This is a genomic window from Sodalis glossinidius str. 'morsitans', from assembly GCF_000010085.1.
In the GTDB taxonomy this organism is placed as follows: Bacteria; Pseudomonadota; Gammaproteobacteria; order Enterobacterales; family Enterobacteriaceae; genus Sodalis; species Sodalis glossinidius.
The window spans coordinates 1,484,417-1,500,964 of the sequence record NC_007712.1 but is presented as its reverse complement, the minus strand read 5'-3'; the positions used below and the strand labels follow the sequence as shown (position 1 = coordinate 1,500,964).

The 16,548-nt window shown below is 56.9% G+C and carries 7 protein-coding genes and 12 pseudogenes; 6 read left to right on the top strand and 13 right to left on the bottom strand.

Annotated features, from left to right (window positions below; all coding sequences use genetic code 11):
- Positions 1–113: 113 nt before the first annotated feature.
- Positions 114–1,642, bottom strand: a pseudogene (locus tag SGP1_RS07845) (ABC-F family ATPase).
- Between the two features lie 711 nt (positions 1,643–2,353).
- Positions 2,354–2,875: pseudogene (gene ompX, locus SGP1_RS07840) on the bottom strand (outer membrane protein OmpX).
- Positions 2,876–3,863: 988 nt separating this feature from the next.
- Here ompX and dps point away from each other — a divergent pair.
- The 3 genes and pseudogenes from dps (at position 3,864) to SGP1_RS30650 (ending at position 5,658) form a co-directional block, all read left to right on the top strand.
- On the top strand, positions 3,864–4,367 hold the full coding sequence (gene dps / locus SGP1_RS07835) for a DNA starvation/stationary phase protection protein Dps (protein WP_011410778.1): 504 nt from the start codon (positions 3,864–3,866) through the stop codon (positions 4,365–4,367).
- 338 nt (positions 4,368–4,705) lie between these two features.
- A pseudogene (locus SGP1_RS07830) lies at positions 4,706–5,347 on the top strand (flavin reductase family protein).
- 152 nt (positions 5,348–5,499) lie between these two features.
- Complete coding sequence (locus SGP1_RS30650) at positions 5,500–5,658, top strand: hypothetical protein (protein ID WP_158302354.1); 159 nt, start codon at positions 5,500–5,502, stop codon at positions 5,656–5,658.
- Between the two features lie 61 nt (positions 5,659–5,719).
- Here the strand turns inward: SGP1_RS30650 and SGP1_RS07825 are convergent.
- From SGP1_RS07825 to dinG, 4 genes and pseudogenes are all read right to left on the bottom strand, one after another.
- Positions 5,720–7,575: pseudogene (locus SGP1_RS07825) on the bottom strand (M3 family metallopeptidase).
- 48 nt (positions 7,576–7,623) lie between these two features.
- Positions 7,624–8,474: pseudogene (ybiB, locus tag SGP1_RS26875) on the bottom strand (DNA-binding protein YbiB); the annotation flags it as partial.
- Positions 8,475–8,483: 9 nt separating this feature from the next.
- A pseudogene (locus SGP1_RS32995) lies at positions 8,484–8,924 on the bottom strand (FMN-binding negative transcriptional regulator).
- 17 nt (positions 8,925–8,941) lie between these two features.
- On the bottom strand, positions 8,942–11,095 hold the full coding sequence (gene dinG / locus SGP1_RS07810) for an ATP-dependent DNA helicase DinG (protein WP_011410777.1): 2,154 nt from the start codon (positions 11,093–11,095) through the stop codon (positions 8,942–8,944).
- Between the two features lie 440 nt (positions 11,096–11,535).
- Between dinG and SGP1_RS36225 the strand changes: the two genes are divergently transcribed.
- Positions 11,536–11,640, top strand: a complete 105-nt coding sequence (locus tag SGP1_RS36225) for a membrane protein (protein WP_025244213.1) — start codon at positions 11,536–11,538, stop codon at positions 11,638–11,640.
- A gap of 3 nt (positions 11,641–11,643) precedes the next feature.
- On the opposite strand, the pseudogene SGP1_RS32990 reads toward SGP1_RS36225, so the two are convergent.
- The 3 pseudogenes from SGP1_RS32990 to SGP1_RS32985 all read right to left on the bottom strand — a co-directional run.
- A pseudogene (locus SGP1_RS32990) lies at positions 11,644–12,038 on the bottom strand (ABC transporter permease); the annotation flags it as partial.
- A pseudogene (locus SGP1_RS29330) lies at positions 12,031–12,222 on the bottom strand (glycine betaine ABC transporter substrate-binding protein); the annotation flags it as partial. The pseudogenes SGP1_RS32990 and SGP1_RS29330, both read right to left, overlap by 8 nt.
- 583 nt (positions 12,223–12,805) lie before the next feature.
- Positions 12,806–13,251: pseudogene (locus tag SGP1_RS32985) on the bottom strand (oxygenase MpaB family protein); the annotation flags it as partial.
- Here SGP1_RS32985 and SGP1_RS32980 point away from each other — a divergent pair.
- Positions 13,174–13,335, top strand: a complete 162-nt coding sequence (locus SGP1_RS32980; protein ID WP_243466334.1) for a hypothetical protein — start codon at positions 13,174–13,176, stop codon at positions 13,333–13,335. The pseudogene SGP1_RS32985 and the gene SGP1_RS32980 overlap by 78 nt on opposite strands.
- On the opposite strand, the pseudogene SGP1_RS07790 reads toward SGP1_RS32980, so the two are convergent.
- Positions 13,322–13,960 (bottom strand): annotated as a pseudogene (locus SGP1_RS07790) (glycoside hydrolase family 3 C-terminal domain-containing protein); the annotation flags it as partial. The gene SGP1_RS32980 and the pseudogene SGP1_RS07790 sit on opposite strands and share 14 nt — an antisense overlap.
- Before the next feature lie 495 nt (positions 13,961–14,455).
- Positions 14,456–14,686, bottom strand: coding sequence for a hypothetical protein (locus SGP1_RS36220; protein WP_148203419.1), 231 nt, complete (start codon positions 14,684–14,686; stop codon positions 14,456–14,458).
- Here SGP1_RS36220 and SGP1_RS26865 point away from each other — a divergent pair.
- A pseudogene (locus tag SGP1_RS26865) lies at positions 14,619–15,208 on the top strand (HlyD family secretion protein); the annotation flags it as partial. The gene SGP1_RS36220 and the pseudogene SGP1_RS26865 sit on opposite strands and share 68 nt — an antisense overlap.
- On the opposite strand, the gene SGP1_RS07780 reads toward SGP1_RS26865, so the two are convergent.
- Both SGP1_RS07780 and SGP1_RS07775 read right to left on the bottom strand, forming a co-directional pair.
- Positions 15,166–15,519, bottom strand: a complete 354-nt coding sequence (locus tag SGP1_RS07780) for an ATP-binding cassette domain-containing protein (RefSeq protein ID WP_424141158.1) — start codon at positions 15,517–15,519, stop codon at positions 15,166–15,168. The pseudogene SGP1_RS26865 and the gene SGP1_RS07780 sit on opposite strands and share 43 nt — an antisense overlap.
- A gap of 119 nt (positions 15,520–15,638) precedes the next feature.
- Positions 15,639–16,463 (bottom strand): annotated as a pseudogene (locus SGP1_RS07775) (ABC transporter substrate-binding protein); the annotation flags it as partial.
- Positions 16,464–16,548 lie beyond the last annotated feature (85 nt).

Below are 16,548 nucleotides of genomic sequence, written 5' to 3'. Positions count from 1 at the left end.
ACGCGCTCGCACCAGCCTCTGGCGATGCTTAAGCGCAGCATCCCTCTCACTCTTGGGACACAGAAGCTTAAATGCGCGTTAGGTCCACTCCCTGACGACATATTTAAGGCAAATTAATTCAGGCCCTGACTGCGCAGGTAGTCTTCATAATTGCCGCTGAAGTCGACGACCTTACTGGGCAGAATTTCCACGATCCGAATAGCCAGCGAACTGACAAACTCGCGGTCATGAGAGACAAACAGCAACGTTCCCTGATACAGCTCAAGGGCAGCGTTCAGCGATTCAATGGACTCCATGTCCAGATGGTTGGTGGGCTTATCCATCAGCAGGATATTAGGCTTTTGCATCATCAGCTTGCCAAACAGCAGCCGGCCAAGGATGCCGCGGACCACCTGCTCATCGTCACCGGCCTGTTTCCACTGACTCATCCAGTCGAATACCGTCATATTCTCGGCGAACTCGGCGGCATGATCCTGGGAGTAGTAGCCAATGTTGGCGTTTTCGGACCATTTGATTTCACCGCTTTGCGGCGCAAACTCGACCATCAGCGTTTTCAGCAGCGTGGTTTTACCGATACCATTGGCGCCGAGAATCGCCACTTTCTCGCCCACCTCAACCATCATATTCAACCCCTGCAACAGCGGCGACGCCCCCTCAAAACCCTGGGACATCTGCTCTACCTGCAAAGCATTGCGAAACAGTTTTTTGTCCTGTTCAAAGCGGATAAACGGATTCTGCCGGCTGGATGCCTTGATTTCGTCAAGCTTAATCTTATCAATCTGCGGGCGCGGGAAGTCGCCTGACGGGATTTCGATGCGTTGGCGCTAAAGCGGCTGACAAACGACTGCAGCTCGGCAATCTGTGCCTTTTTCTTGGCATTATCCGCCACCAACCGCTCGCGCGCCTGCGTTGACGACGTCATATAATCATCATAATTGCCCGGATAGATGCGCAACTCGCCATAATCCAAATCTGCCATATGGGTGCAGACCATGTTGAGAAAATGCCGGTCATGGGAAATGATGATCATTGTGCTGTTACGTTCATTCAGCACCTGCTCCAGCCAGCGGATGGTATTGATGTCCAGGTTGTTGGTCGGTTCATCCAGCAGCAGAATTTCCGGATCGGCGAACAGCGCCTGCACCAGCAACACACGCAGCTTCCAGCCGGGCGCCACTTCGCTCATCGGGCCATAGTGCTGCTCCAGCGGGATGCCGACGCCCAGCAACAATTCGCCGGCGCGCGCCTCTGCGGTATAGCCATCCATTTCACCGTACAACACTTCCAAATCCGCCACCCGGTAGCCCTGCGCTTCGCTCATTTCGGGCAAGGCGTAAATGCTGTCGCGCTCTTGTTTGACTGCCCACAGTTCCGCATGACCCACGATGACGGTATCCAGCACGCTATCCTGTTCAAAGGCAAATTGATCCTGGCGCAATTTACCGAGACGTTCATTGGGGTCAAGGCTCACGTTGCCGGCGGTAGGCGTCAAATCACCGCCCAGAATTTTCATCAAGGTGGATTTACCACAGCCGTTAGCGCCGATAAGTCCGTAGCGATTGCCGCCGCCAAACTTGACGGAAATGTTCTCGAACAGTGGTTTGCTGCCGAATTGCATGGTGATGTTGTTACTAATTAGCAAAAGAGAGACTCTTTTATAAAATGTGACGTTAGCCGTATTATGCCACAAAGCGGCGTGTTAGGGGCCTAATCTATCGCCACCCGCGCCGTGACCGCAGCCGGGCAACTGCGGGCTTACCCGCGCGCGAACTACGGGATGCCTGGCGTCCAACTCGCGTAGCCAAAAAAAGCGCACGCCCGTGAAGGAAGATTGTGCCTTTGATGAAGGCTGTTCGGGATGCATGGAGGTTGCCCAAGTGCCAGTCAATAAGCCACGGGAGGCAATCCAAAGGCGCACGGGACAAGATTGAAGGACATACCGAACGCCATTGGCAGGCACGGGGTCGAAATTGCGTGATACGGAACGCGATTGTCAGGTGCATAGGTCACAATGGTCAGACATGCGGGACGCAAGTAGAAGGAATACGAGTCGCCATTGAAAGGGGTATGGATTGCCTGTCAGGCCTTGAGCTTAAGCACGGAATAGGTTTGGCCAATGTGTTAACAAGACAGCAGACGCGGAATAGGACAGGAACGGGCACGGAGGCACGGAGGCACGGAGGCACGGAGGCACGGAGGCACGGAGGCACGGAGGCACGGCAGGGTAATCGGGGCATCCCAGGGCGCAACCGCCAAAGTACGCCCAAATACCGGCGTACCTTTAACCGGCATGGCGCCATGCCGATATCGCCGTAAAACGACAAAGCCGCGGTGGCCTACCGTCCGACAGAGATTAGAAGCGATAACCTACACCAGCAATCCAGGTGCCGACGTCGGTGGAGCGGATCCGGCTCTGCTCGTAGGAAACGTCCAGGGCGACGTTTTCCATCGGGTTAAACTGCAGACCGGCACCGTAGGCCACACCCACATCGCTGGTGCCACCGCGGTTGGTCCCGTTTTGGGCATTCGAGATGGATTTGCCATAGCCCAAACCGACGACGCCGTATACGCTGGCCCAGTCATTGATACGCCAGGCCGGACCGGCGGTGAAGCTGTAGTATTGACCTTTATTGTAATCGCCGCTTTTCGCGCGATCCTTCTCAATATAGGTGAACGAGGAGATCACGCCCAGCGGCTGGTCATTGTTCCACTCATAGCGATATTTTAAGTTGAAGCCGTTGGCTTTGTTGTTCGCTACCCCCTACAGGTCACCCTGAGCGTAACCGGCGGAAACGGTGCTTTCACCTGCTGTTGCGGAACCTGCTGCCACTGCCAGTACACAGGTTAAAGCTGGAAGACATGCAATTTTTTTCATAACCACCTCAAATGTGAATGTACGTCCTAACCATGAAAATATATCAAAACCTAGCATGAAACTCTGCTTAATAATTGTTGTTCAAGTAAAGTTATCGTGTAACATAAGTTTTAAAACACTTCTATCCTATTCATTTTTCTTATTTTTTATTGAGCTACAGCCAAGAAATATTTACTTATCCTTACAAGATATCCAGAACATTCCGAATCGACCGTTTAAAAAATAGACCTTTACCCGCCGGTTTGCCTATTTTTTTCGCATTCCTTTACAGGCGAGACAGCACTCAACATCGCTTGTTTAATAACTATTTTACTCTTCAGCGCCGCCTGGCTTATTTTAATCTTTTTTCTAATTCCTTGGCCTACATATTAATCCTGAAGATTAAAAATGTTCCATAAAGAAACAATAATTATTTTCAATTAAGCTGTTAGTTTAAATTGTGTTGGTAAATATTTCCATAAGATTAAATTTTGCCGCTACAGCGCCGTGAAGACTTTTCCTTAAATAGCGTGCATAAGGAGAGGCTTTATTTTGTTTAGCGGGGGCTAAAGTTCCTGGCCATATAGCGAGAAGGTGCAGTTAAACCCCGCCCAGTCGAGAATGCGGCTGAATCTGTCGGGGAGATTCGCACAACCAAGCGCCTTCCCTCACAAGCCCCCCTACTTCACAAGGCCCCGCTCTTTGGGACCTACCCGCGTTGGCGAGGATTTACAGGGCCAGTCAGTCACGCGGGCTGATGCTGTCAACCCGGCGCCACTGGCATAAGCGTCGTAAAGCCTACGGTTTTACCCTCCCGCCTACCCCGCTAGGGGCTTAACGTGGACCGCCTCCGGCGCGGCGCAATGACCCTGGCGACCTGGCCAAATCCCTTTATACAATAAAACAGCGATAGCTTTGATAGGGAGCAAGATTTTAAAACGCTGCTATACTTATCATCTGAACGAAATTAAAAACGAACCGTTAAGAACTATTAAGAGGATGAGTCATTATGAGTACCGCTAAACTGGTTAAAACGAAATCTTCTGAACTCATTTTTACGCGCAATGATGTGGATGAAGAGGTAAAGACTACCACTATCGTCACGCTTAATCGTATTGTCATTGAGCTGGTGGATTTGGCGCTTATCACCAAACAGGCGCATTGGAATATGCGCGGGAACAATTTTATCGGCGTGCATGAAATGCTGGACGGTTTCCGCACCGCTATTCTGGAACATCAGGATACGATTGCCGAACGTGTCGTGCAATTAGGCGGAGTCGCCTTGGGGACCGTACAGGTCACCAATGACAAAACACCGTTGAAAAGCTACCCGACCAACATTCATACCGTGCAGGACCATCTGAAAGCGCTGGCCGATCGCTATGGTATTGTCGCCAACGATGTGCGTAAAGCGATTACCGAAGTGGAAGATGACGATACGGCCGATATCTTTACGGCGGCTTCGCGCGACCTGGATAAATTCCTGTGGTTTATCGAATCTAACATTGAATAAACTCCCTCAGTGCTGGCAAAGTTCGGCACTGAGCACCCCGCAAAGGCTGACGGCTTGCTCGTCGGCCTTTTCAACTTTGTTTGTCCTGAATCCGGAGGTGTCACCATGGCAAGCGGCTGGGCGCCGGATGGCGCCGCAGGATCAAATCGATGCCACCCTCAACAAAGGATAGCCAGCTGCGCTAAGGTGGTGTGGAGACGGTAAAACGCGCCTGTCCGGGCAAAACGGTTAGATACCCTAGCCGTGATATGCCTATACTGGAAGCTTCCCCCCCGGCAGCTCGCCTTGACACGGTCAGGCCAGCAAGCCGGGTAAGCCATGGGCAGGAGGACGCCGCAATGAACTCACGTTCGCACTACTTTTACGAACCGGCGCTAGGCCACGGTTTGCCACATTACCCTCTAAACGCCATTATCGGCCCGCGTCCCATCGGCTGGATTGCGTCGGTGAACGCCGAGGGCCAGCGTAATCTGGCACCTACAGCTTTTTCAATTGTTTTAACTATCATCCGCCGATCATCGGCTTTTCCAGCGCCGGGTGGAAAGATAGCGTCGCCAATATCACGGCCACTGGCGAATTTGTCTGGAATCTAGTGACACGCCCGCTGGCCGCCGCGATGAATGAAACCTCCGCCTCGCTCCCCGCGGAGAGAAGACGAATTTGCCGTTGCCGGCCTGACGCCGGTTAAGGGAGAACGGGTTCAGGCGCATCGCGTCGCCGAAAGCCCGGTCAATTTTGAATGTCGTCTCAGCCAGTGTATTGCATTGGTGGACGCCGGCGGGCGGGAAACCGGAAGCTGGCTGGTATTGGGCGAAGTCGTGGCGGTCCATATCGATCGCCGGCTGCTGGATGGCGATGGACTGTATCAGACCGCCGCTGCGGAACCGGTGCTGCGCGGCGGCGGTCCCAGCACCTACTTTGCCATCTCGGCACAGCAGCGTTTCGATATGGTGCGGCCTGACGATCGCTCCTCCTGTTAACACGATGATCCTAAACGCCGCAGCGAGGGCAGCGATAGCGTGAAAACTCCATCAAAAATAATGATAGAGTTCTTCAAATATTACTGGAGAAAAATCCTATCAGCCGGCGTATCATACGCTACCATTATGATATAGTTTATAGCATGATTAGTATGAAACTCTCTTTTAATGCTTTTATCGTCATTACCGCCATGGCCCTCAGTCAGGCCGCCATCGCCTCCCGTCTCATGGATATGCCGCGCGATCAGCGCAACGATAGCACCTGCATGGCGCAGAACATTGCCGACCCAGCGCTTTTCCGCCGACAATAATCAAGCCATCAAAGACTACAGCCCGGAATATCACCAACAGCACGGCGCATAACGCCGGGCTCTAGGCTTGGCCGTAGCGCTGCTGTATCGCCTGAGCGAACTGCCGGCACATCGCTTCATCCCCCTGCGCATTGCTTGCCAAAATCGCATCACCATCCACGACGTAAATGTCGGCCTGCCAGGGGAAATCCGCCGGCGGCTGTGGACGCGCGCGCGCCTGCGTCATACAGTCCTGGGCCTGGCGCCATGCTTGCTCGACGGTCTGACTGCAGGCGGCGGCCAGATAGGCCGGATTGAAACCCTCACCGGTCAGACTGACAAGCGTAGCATCATGGCTGACGCTATTGCCGGGTTGCCAGTAATGCTGCGCCAAACTGGGTCCGATCGCCGGGTTATCAGTCAGATAACCATCGCGCTGGAGGAAGAAATGACGGGTCTGCTCTACCGCCATCAGCGCCAGCAGATAACCCTGATAGGAACAGGCGGAATCCTGCGACAATAGATGGGGAATGGCTAGAGTGGGCCGCGGACTGCCGTCGATGCCCAGGATCCGCTGCTCATTTTCCCGCGACAAACGCGTAATGGCCTCGGGCGTCAATTGAGCATCGTCCCATTGATACAGCGACCACTCAAAGTAGGGTACCAGCAGGATATGGAGCTCGTTAAAGGCGCGCATCGGCTTGCGAGCGGCGATAGCGGCGCGGATGAGCGCATCCGGCACCGCCTCGCTGTGACTGTTTACGGCGTAACGTTTTAGCCAGTCTGCATCGTCAAGCAAACTGTCGCAAAACATCGACTGGGTTTCCGCATAGGCCATAAAGGTCGGCGGAAATTCCTGTGAGAAACAGGGTGCGTTCTGGCGGATATTGGCGAAATGCGCCGCATGCCCCCCCCTCATGAAATAAGGTAGCGATGCCGCTGATGCCGCTACCGAGCTGGTCGGGACGCGCCAGACTGGTGAAGTTGATACGCGCCGGCACCCAGGTGCCATGCGCCAGAAACGGCGGCACCGGGCCGTGCATAAAACCGTTCTCATATTTCCCCTGCCGCACCAGCAGATCCAACTGCATGCGCGCACCGTTAAAGCCGATATGCAGCCGTTTGAAACTGTCCACCCAGCGGCGCAGCAAGTCGGCAAACGGCAGGTAGGGATCCAGTTGTCGGGTCACGTCGCTGTCTGTCGCAAAGCGGATGTTCCACGGCGCCAGCGCTGTTTCATCCTTCTCGCTCGCCAACTGCCGCAGGCTGTTCTGCATGCCGTTGCGGGTCTGCCGCTCGAAGCTGCCAAGGATGGCGAACAGCTGTTCCGGCGTCATCTGCTCGGTTTTGTTTACCTTATAATCGAAAAAGTTGCGATAGCCCATCTGCCGGGCGAAACGGTTACGCAGACTGACCAGTTGGGGAAACCCGTTGTGCAGCAGCCATTGCTCCAACGCCCGCAGCGCCTGCTGCGAGCTCTGTCGGCAGCGTTCGCTGCTGTTATTGGCCTGATTGGTCAACAATTCCCCCAAGCTCGCGGCGACGGGCTCGTCCTGCTCGGTCAGCTGATGTTGTAGCGTAGGCTTTGCGTCGCTCATACAAATCGTTTTCCACGGCGATGATCTCATCCATCAGCGCCTGCGCCGCCGGATCTTCAATCACATTGCAGTCAAAAAAGCGTGCCCAGCCGTGCAGCAAGGTGTCACGCTCGGAGGAAGGTGGCTTTACCGTTACCTGGCTGATAAGGTGACGCAGCTCCGCGGGGCGCGTCGGCTCGGCGATAAAGCGTTTGTAAGCGGTTTCATCCGCGGAGAAACGCGCTGACACCTCCTCACCGCCCGTGCCCATGTAGTGTTGCCAGAACAGGTCTTCTTTGGCCTGATGTACCGCCAGGTAATCCTGATTCAGGCGGTTAAAATAGTCGATAGCATGTTGCATGACTTGTGCTTCCGGTTAGCGGCGAAAGTTGCAGACGGATCGCCAGCGGCCGTCGAGACAGTTTTTAGTCCAACGGGCGGTGACGGCGGCCTCGCGGTTGTCTGGCAGGCTTTCCAGCGGCGGTAGCGCGTTGACTGCCGGATCCAATAACAGCTGCGGCTCACCGCCGTGAACATGATAGATACGCGCCAGACACTCGGGGTTGGCATAGCTTTCGCCTTCGGTGCCGCTCATCAACAGGGCAGTGGCGTTGATGGCGCTAAAAAATCCCGCGACGCGCGGTATGTATTCCGAGTGGGAAACGCTGCAAAGCCGCCAATGGGGATGCGATAAAAACGGCGTCACCAGCTTGGCCAGCGTGTGGGCACTGCGCACCCCCAGCCGCCAGCGCAATGACAACTGACGGTCCAGCGGCGGCGAAAGCACCGTCACGGGGATCCACACCACGTCAGATTGGCGGTCCAGCGCGGCCTGCGCCTCATCGCGCGACTTGACGCGTTAATGCCCAGTTCGCGAAAGATATTGCCGCTGGTCACGCGGCCGGGATCGTCGGTCACGCCGAGCACCACGACCGGAAACCCGAGACGGACGAGCACCAGCAGCGGCATCAGATTAGCCTGCTTGCGTACGCCATTGTAGCTGGGAATGACAATGGGCAGCGGCCGTGACGCCGGCGGCTGCAGGGCCATCACCTGCTCCTGCATCGCCTGGTAAAAGCCGAGCAACTCCTCTGGCGCTTCTGCTTTGATGCGCATCGCGATGAGCAGCACCCCCAGTTCCATCTCAGGCATTTCGCCGGCCAGGATGGTGCGGTAGAGCGCATAGGCCGTCTGGCGGTCCAAATCACGGGCGTGATGTTTGCCGCATCCGATCTCTTTAATAATGCTGCTGTAATCCATTTACCACCTTTACCTGCAAGGGATCGGCAGGTCAGCCGCGCCCTTCTCCCGGGCCAGCGGCACATTGCCGTCGGCCGTCAGCCCCTCTATAGCGCCGTCGCGATCCGCCCGACTGCGATTCTGGCTCAATTTCCACTTGGCCTCGGTAAGCGTTACATGAATTTCGATCCCCACAATAGCGCCTATCAAGGTGTCGATAAAGCCCGGCGGCTCATCCTTGACCTGCCAGGGCATTTGCCGCTGCGCTTCTTGGACGCCTGTCAGCACCTACAACAGCGCCATCAGCCATGTCGGGTCCGTTATCACCTGCGCCTGTCCGTGGCAATGTACCGCCTGGTAATTCCAGGTCGGCACCACCTTGCCATGCTCCGCCTTGGTTGCATACCAGCCGGGGGAAATGTAGCCGGTCTCTCCCTGAAAAATCGCCAGACAGGAACCGTTGCGGGCCATGGGGATTGGCGCGCGCCTCAGGGTCTTTTTTTGTCGCCCGGTCCGGTCGACGGGGGCGTCGCCGCGACCTCGGCCGCCAACGCCGGTTGGGCAATGGGAAACACCGGCAGCGCCGCCAGCAGGCGGGCGCCATAGGATTTGGTCAACAACCGCCGGTCGTAAATGATCACCTCGCCATGACATTCATGGCTGCGGATAAGCCGCCCGACTTGCTGAATCAGATTGAAAGACGCACTGGGCAAACTTTGTACCTCAAACGGATGGCGCCGCTGCGTTTTCAACCACTCGCCTTCGGTCAAAATGACCGGGCTGTCCACCGGCGGAAAAGCAACTTTGTGGATATGCACTTGGGTAAGCCACTCCCCTTTCAGGTCCAGTCCTTCGGCAAAGGATTGCAGCCCCAGCAGCGCACTGGTCTGGCCGCGATCCACGCGACGGCGGTGTTCTTCTACCAGGCGGTAACGAGGTTTATCCCCCTGCACCAGCAATTGCGGGCGCAGCTCAGTGACCTTATCCAAAAACAGCCGCAGCGCGCGGTGGCTGGCAAACAGCACCAGCATTCCCAGGTGCGTCCCTTTCGCCCATTCGGCGCGAAAATAGCGCGACATCCAGACAATGTGGGCCGCCTCCTGCGCCATGATCGGCTCCATCGGCATTTGGGGGATAACCAGGAGGCCCTGGTGACGGTGATTGAAAGGTGACGCCAGCGTGACGAAGCGATCGCCGTTGCGCTCATGCAGGCCGGACAGTTCCTGAATTCGCGCGAAGCTCGCAAGCGATCGCAGCGTGGCCGAGGTGATGACTACGTGGGGGATCCGCGACCACAGCAGCTTTTCCAGCTGATCGCTGACGCGGATGCCGACGCAGTGCATGAACAGCTGGACGCCATTGTCTCCCCGCTTGCGGGTTATCCATTTGGATATCGGCGCGTTGGAAGCTTTCTCCAGCGCGGCCAGTCGCCACAGCCGGCTGGTGGCGTCCCAAAAGCCCTGAATGCGGCTGGTGTGCAGTAGCGTCTGACGCAGGCGCACGATGTCGTGCTTGCCGGTTTTTTCGCCCAGGTCCGCCAGCAAAAACTCCGCCAGCATCCGCAGCTTATCCGTCAGCGTATGGAGCCGCGCCGCCGCCTCGCTCATCGGCGCCGGCAGGACGCCCAGCGCAAACCGGTGCTCCCCTTCAACGCTGTCGTGGGGCAAGAAGGCGTCGGCCTGTTGCTCGAACTGACCGATAAGCGCCAGTAACTCATCGCAGTGCGCCTGGAGTCGTGCCTCCTGGCTGAGCTGCGGCGGCCGCGCGGGCCGGAACTGGGTCAGGATAAGCGCCGTCTGCCGCCGGAACTGCTCCAGCTGGTGGGCGACGAAATGGCTAGAAATCTCGCCGTCCATCTCCAGCGCGTCCCGGGCGACGTCCGGCAGATGGTGCCCTTCGTCAAGCACCAGCAGCATGTTTTTCGCCTCAGGGAGTACCGATTCGTTTTCCAGCGCCGCCATCACCAGGGCGTGATTAGCCACCACCACGTCGGCGTTTTCGATTTCCTTGCGCGCCAGATAAAACGGACAGTCGCGGAAATAATGGCAATTACGTCCGAGACAGTTCGCTTTGTCGGTGCTGAGCCTGGCCCACAGCGCATCGCTTACGGCGTGAGGGTAGTGATCGCGCAGGCCGTCCCAGCTGAAATCGCTCAGCGATTTTTGCAGCGCCACGCATTGCGGGTGATCGGCGCCGCTGGCGGGGACCAGTGCATCATCAAGAAACAGCATCAGATCGCTCTGGCCGCCCCCTTCAGCCGCCAGCGCCGCCAGATTGCGCGGGCAGACATAGCGCCGGCGACCGAACGCCCCGATAAAGGTCAAATCCGGGATGAGCTTTTTCAGCAGCGGCAGATCTTTACTGAAAATCTGATCCTGTAGGGCGACGTTGGCAGTGCTCACCACCAGCGTTTTTTGTTCGGCGCGGCCGATGGCAATGCCCGGGATCAGATAGGACAGCGTTTTGCCAACGCCGGTGGGCGCTTCGATCACCAGATGGCGTTCAATATCCCCCGCCAGCGCGCGGGCGACTGCCGCTATCATCTGCCGCTGCGGCTCGCGGGGGATAAAATCGGGGATGTGCTGCTGTAGCGCCTTATACCAGTCGTGAATTTGCGCCTTGATTGCTACCGAGAGCGTCATCGTTCGGGTCTTATAGCTGGAAAATACATTATTGTCCCACAGTCGCGCGCCGGCGTCAGCCTTGTGCTGTATAAAACTGCAGGGCTTTTCCCAAACAAAGGGATTCCGGCCGGTCACGATAATGCCGGTAAGGCGCCACCGGCAGATAGCCGTGGCGGCGATAAAAAGCCACCGCCCGCCGGTTGACACAGCGGGTAGACAGCCATACTTGCCAGTAGCTACCTGCGCAAGCCTGCTGTTCTAAAAACCGCAGTAGCGCGGCGAGGGCGCCACCCGTCGCTCCCTGTTAACGGCAAGCGCCCGCTCCTTTGCTTTCGACTGAGGAAAGTGACGTCCCCGCCCTCATGATTCAGCCCTGGCTGCGATGGCGTCGTAGCGTCAACCTTGTATCGCCGCGGCGAATATTTATAATGTCTGATGCCCTGCATATAAGGATGCCCATGAAGCTTATCAAAACCGCCGTTTTCGGCGTGATTTCCCTGCTCTCGCTCGGCGCCATCGGCGGCGTCATGCTCGCGGGCTATATCATCATCGTCCATAGCTAACATCCAGCGCGCCCGTAGCCAGCGTTCAAACAGCATATCGCTGATAATCGCCAGCAACGCGACCAGTAGCGCGCCTTGTAGCACTAGGCGGTGTTGAAGCCGCTCAGTCCGATGATAATCGGCGAGCCCAGGCTTTTTACACCTACGGTTGAGGCTATTGCGGCGGTGCCGATGTTGATGATGACCGATGTCCGAATGCCTCTGATGATAACCGGCGCCGCCAGCGGCAGTTCCACCCGCCGCAAAATTTGCCCGCGGCTAATGCCGGCCCCGGTAGCAATCTCATGCAAGGACGCCGTCACCGTCCCGAGACCGGTTATCGTCGCCTGTACGATAGGCAGCAGCCCGTAGAGAACCAGCGCGATGATTGCCGGCTCGGCGCTAAAGCCCATCGCCGGCGGTAATCGCCCCGCGTAACACTTGGGTCGCGCCCAATTGCAATTTGTTAATCGTTTTAACCTATTAGGATTCAATAAATTGTAAAATAATATTGCCCAGTAGCGATCCTTCCGTATCAATTTTCGACCCCACGCGCACCGCCGTATCCGCAGCCAGCGCCGCGGGCGTGATACCGAGCATCATGGCGGCGAGCAGGAGAACGCGGCCATAATTAACCATGGTTGCCATAGACATTGTATCCTTTTGGAAGTGACGATAATCGGCACCGACCGGACGTCGCCGGTAGGCGGTTTTGCAATAATAGACCAAAAACGCGGGGTAATTGGGAAAATGCGCTCTTTTACCGCACGTTAGGCGCGAAATTACCTCCTCGCAGCGGCGGCAAGGCTGCGCCGGAGACATAACATGCCACAGGTCTGCATAGTCGTGGCATGAAACAGTTTCAGGATTTTGCCTGGTTGTGACATGCCACAGGCCCGGGCGGGCGCGACACAAAGCGGTGCCAAGACGCCGAGGCAGCGCACAACAATCAGCCCACAGGTCGGGCACGCATAAAAGCGACGTGATACTCGGGGATCCTGTCCATGGTCAGTCTGAACCAGGGGGTAAAACTAGCCGGTTCACGGTCCAGTTGTGCCGCCACCGACGGCAGCGTCTGCCAGCGCCAGGCCATGGCTTCAGCGGGATCGGGCGCTGGCGTTCTGGCAGTGATGCCGAAAAACACATGGCCGAATTCATGCTCAATCAGTCCCTCCGGCAGCGGCAGGCGGTAGTAGTCATCCTGTTCAGCGCCGCTCAGTCGGGGATTGCGAAAGCGCAAATGCGCCGCCAGAAAACTGCGCGACTCCGCAACGTGTACCCAGGTGAGCAAATCCGGATCGCTTGCCCGATAGGCGGCGCCTGACGGATTAACGCCTTGCACCTGCAAATGAATGTGGCGCACCCGTGCAATAAGCCGTTCGGCGGCGGGACCGAAGCTGGTGACAGAGATAAACTGCGCCGTACGGCGCAGTCTCCCCAGCATGTCGCTGCGAAAATCAGAGTGATCCCACACCCCCCCGCCAGCGCTGAGGGGTGCAACATTTGTAGCAGCAACGCACTGATGCTGCCGCACAGCATCGAGGTGAAGTCACCGTGCACCCGCCAGATAATCGAGTCCGGGCCGTACAGGCCCGGATCGCCGGGGGGCTGCGTGAAATCCACCGTGCCCAGGCCAATGCCGCTCAGGCCCAGCACTTGCTGTTCGATGCGCCGCCGAACCGGCGCCAGCAGGCGGTCCAGATTATTGCAGCGTGAAGCGGGTACGGTTCACTCTGTCCGAATCGAGACCAATCATGACCTCCACCTCTCCCGGCTCGGTGACGCGCTGCATTTGCTGGTTATAAAACCGCAGCATCGCCGGCGTAACGGTAAAGTGGACCGACTGCGACTCCCCGGCTTTCAGCGCGACCTTGCGAAAGCCCTGCAACATGGCCACCGGCCGGCTGATGGAGGCGGTGACGTCGTGCAAATATAGCTGTACCACGGTAGCACCGTCCTTGTCCCCATCATTGGTCAGAGTCACCGTGGCGGTCAGACTGCCGGCCGGCGCCAGTTGCGTCGCTGACAACGTCACCAGCGAGACGGTGAAGTGGGTGTAACTCAGCCCGTAGCCGAACGGAAACAACGGACCGTTAGCCTCATCGTAATAATGAGAAGTGTATTTTTCCGGCTTTTGCGGATCATAGGGTCGGCCGGTGGGCAAATGATTGTAATAGAGAGGAATTTGCCCCACCGACCGCGGGAACGACATAGGCAATTTGCCGGACGGGTTGTAATCGCCGAATAGGACATCGGCAATGGCATTTCCCCCTTCGGTGCCGGGGAACCAGGCTTCAAGCAACGCGTCCGCCTACTGATTTTCCTGCACCAGCGGCTCGGGTTCAGCGCTCAGCGCCGCTTGTGCGGGACCGACAACCAGATTGCCGAGGGTGAAAAGTAACACACCAATATACACAACACGTAAAAGAGAAAGCATTATTCGTTACCTGAAAAATACCGCACAGCTGCAGTGAATTGCGCATTAGTATATCCCATTCACCGAAAACGAGAATCGTCGGCAAGCGGTATTTTTTGTCACCTTTTTACCGCGCTATATCCTTGATAGAGGGGAATAGTTAGCGTTTGTCTTGTTAATTCTGCTTCACTGGGTATGCTGGACGCAGGTGTTTTAGCATTTAATCGCGTAACGGCTACTTCCTGCCGTGCGCGGACTGGCATTTAGCGAAAATCCTTTTACCCTTAATGACACAGTTTTCTTTTATTCTGGCGCAGCGCTTGCCACGTTAGTTGATGGAGCCTATGGACAGCCACAAATCCAAGTACCCTTCCGATGCATCCCGACCCAATGACGACGCTAACCGACCGTCATTCTCCGCTATCCACCGACGCCGCCGGCATCGACGATGATCCCCGTATCGGCGACCCCCAAGCCCGGGGGAGAAGGGCGCGCCCCCCGCGCGGACGACATCCGGCTGGAAAACGATAACCGGAATGGCGAACATAGCACCCCGCCGGAGGATAACCACTGATAGACTGATGATGACGGCGACGACGAACGCAAGCGCCCCGGCAAAAAGCCGCTGATTATTCTGGCGGTGGTGGTCATGCTGATAATCGGCCTGTGGTTCTGGCTTTCCACCCGCAATCAGGAAACGACCGATGACGCCTTTACCAAAGGCGACGCGGTCACCGTCGCTCCGAAAACCTCCGGTTATGTGGTGAAACTGCTGGTCAAAGACAATAAGCGGGTGCGCAAGGGCGATCTTTTGGTGCAGATAGATCCGCGCGATGCAACCGCCGAGCGCGACCGCGCGCGGGCGCAATTGGGTCTGGCGCAGGCGCAGCTGGCGCTCGCCCGGGTGCAATATTCCGCCCAACTTGCCCAGCTAAAGCCCAGCAGGCCCGCGCTGAAGCCAATTTGCAAAATGCCGAGGCGGATTACCGCCGCCAGCGCGGCGTCGACCCCCGCGCGACTTCGCAGCAAAACATCGATAACGCCAGCGCCCAGGTGCAGTTGCAGTTGCAGTTGCAGTTGCAGGTGCTTTAGGCCGAGACCAACGTCGAAGCGCGCGAACGTCAGGTCGATCAAGCGCAGGCACAGCTGGAAACGGCCGATCTTAATCTCTCCCGCGCATGCTGGTGCACCGTGGCCACGCTTAACCTCTGAATTTTGATAAGCGCCAGCGCAACATTCTCCAGAGCCGTGAGATGGCTATAGAGGTTGAACTGCTGAAAAACAAAACCAATACCGGTACGCAACGCACGCAGCTGTCGGCCTTTCAGGCCAGCGGTCGGGCGCTGATGAACAAAAATTTCGCCGCTGCTCAGCGTTTCAAGCTGGTTGATAAGGCGGATGAGGGTGGACTTGCCGGAGCCGGATGGCCCGCAGATCGCTACGACCTCCCCCGCGTTTATCCGTAAATTGATATTCCGCAACACTGTCTGCTGGCCGAACGCTTTGCTTATCCGACGAAACTCCACCACTGCCGGCGCGTCGCCCGTCCCCGGCGACAAAGCTGCCGCCGGACATTTGATGACTTCACCACGTTAGCGCCTGTTCGGGAGGTCAGGGTGAACGAAAGCGGCTGCGGCGCGGGCGACTGCGGCGCGAACCAGCTGTTGTAAATCTGCGCCGCTTTACCGCTCTGCTCAAGCGCAATCAGTTGCTGGTTGATTGCCGCCAGGAGCGCGCCCTCCCCTTTTTTAACGCCGATGCCGATGTCCTCCTGACTGAGCAATTCGGGCAAAATTTTGTATTTTTCCTTATCCGGTACACCGGCCAGCAGGCCCGCCAGGATGGTGCTGTCTTGGGTGATAGCTTTGACATTGCCATTGCCCAGCGCCGACAGCGCCAGCGGGATATCGTCATAAGCCAGTACGCGCGCGTTGGGGAAGCGGTGATGCAGCGCCTGCTCACCGGTAGTTCCCTTTACGGCGCCTATCCGCGCCGAGGCATAGTCATCGAGTTTATCGGACGCGGCGACGGGCACGAGAAACTGCTGTCCGGTGACAAAGTACGGGGTGGAAAAATCGATCACCTGCGCCCGTTCGGGCGTAATAGTAATATCGGCAATAATCAGATCGGCCTTGCCGGACTGTAGCAAGGGGATGCGGTTCGCGGGATTGGTGGGCACCCAGCGCCAATTTTACTCCCAGTGCGTCGGCAATGGCGCGGGCGAAATCCACGTCATAACCGACAATACGATGAGATTTGGCATCAATCCCGCAAACGGCGGATTGGCGTCAAACGTGGCCACACGTACCACCCCTGCGTGCTGAATATCCGCCAGTTGATCCGCCTGCGCCGCCAGGGGCGCAAGGCTCAACATGAATAGGGCGCCTACCGCCCTGGTGAATCTGGAGTAATGCCTAAAAGATGCCATCGTTTTTCCTTATCGATCTTATTATCGCCTGATTCTGTCTGGTCATAAGAAAACTCTATGGCCGTTTTTTGTATGTTACCTCAGG

Coding starts and splice junctions, on each gene's coding strand:
- dps (WP_011410778.1), top strand. CDS start 3,864: ATGAGTACCGCTAAACTGGTTAAAACGAAATCTTCTGAACTCATTTTT.
- SGP1_RS30650 (WP_158302354.1), top strand. CDS start 5,500: ATGAAACTCTCTTTTAATGCTTTTATCGTCATTACCGCCATGGCCCTC.
- dinG (WP_011410777.1), bottom strand. CDS start 11,095: ATGACGCTCTCGGTAGCAATCAAGGCGCAAATTCACGACTGGTATAAG.
- SGP1_RS36225 (WP_025244213.1), top strand. CDS start 11,536: ATGAAGCTTATCAAAACCGCCGTTTTCGGCGTGATTTCCCTGCTCTCG.
- SGP1_RS36220 (WP_148203419.1), bottom strand. CDS start 14,686: ATGACCACCACCGCCAGAATAATCAGCGGCTTTTTGCCGGGGCGCTTG.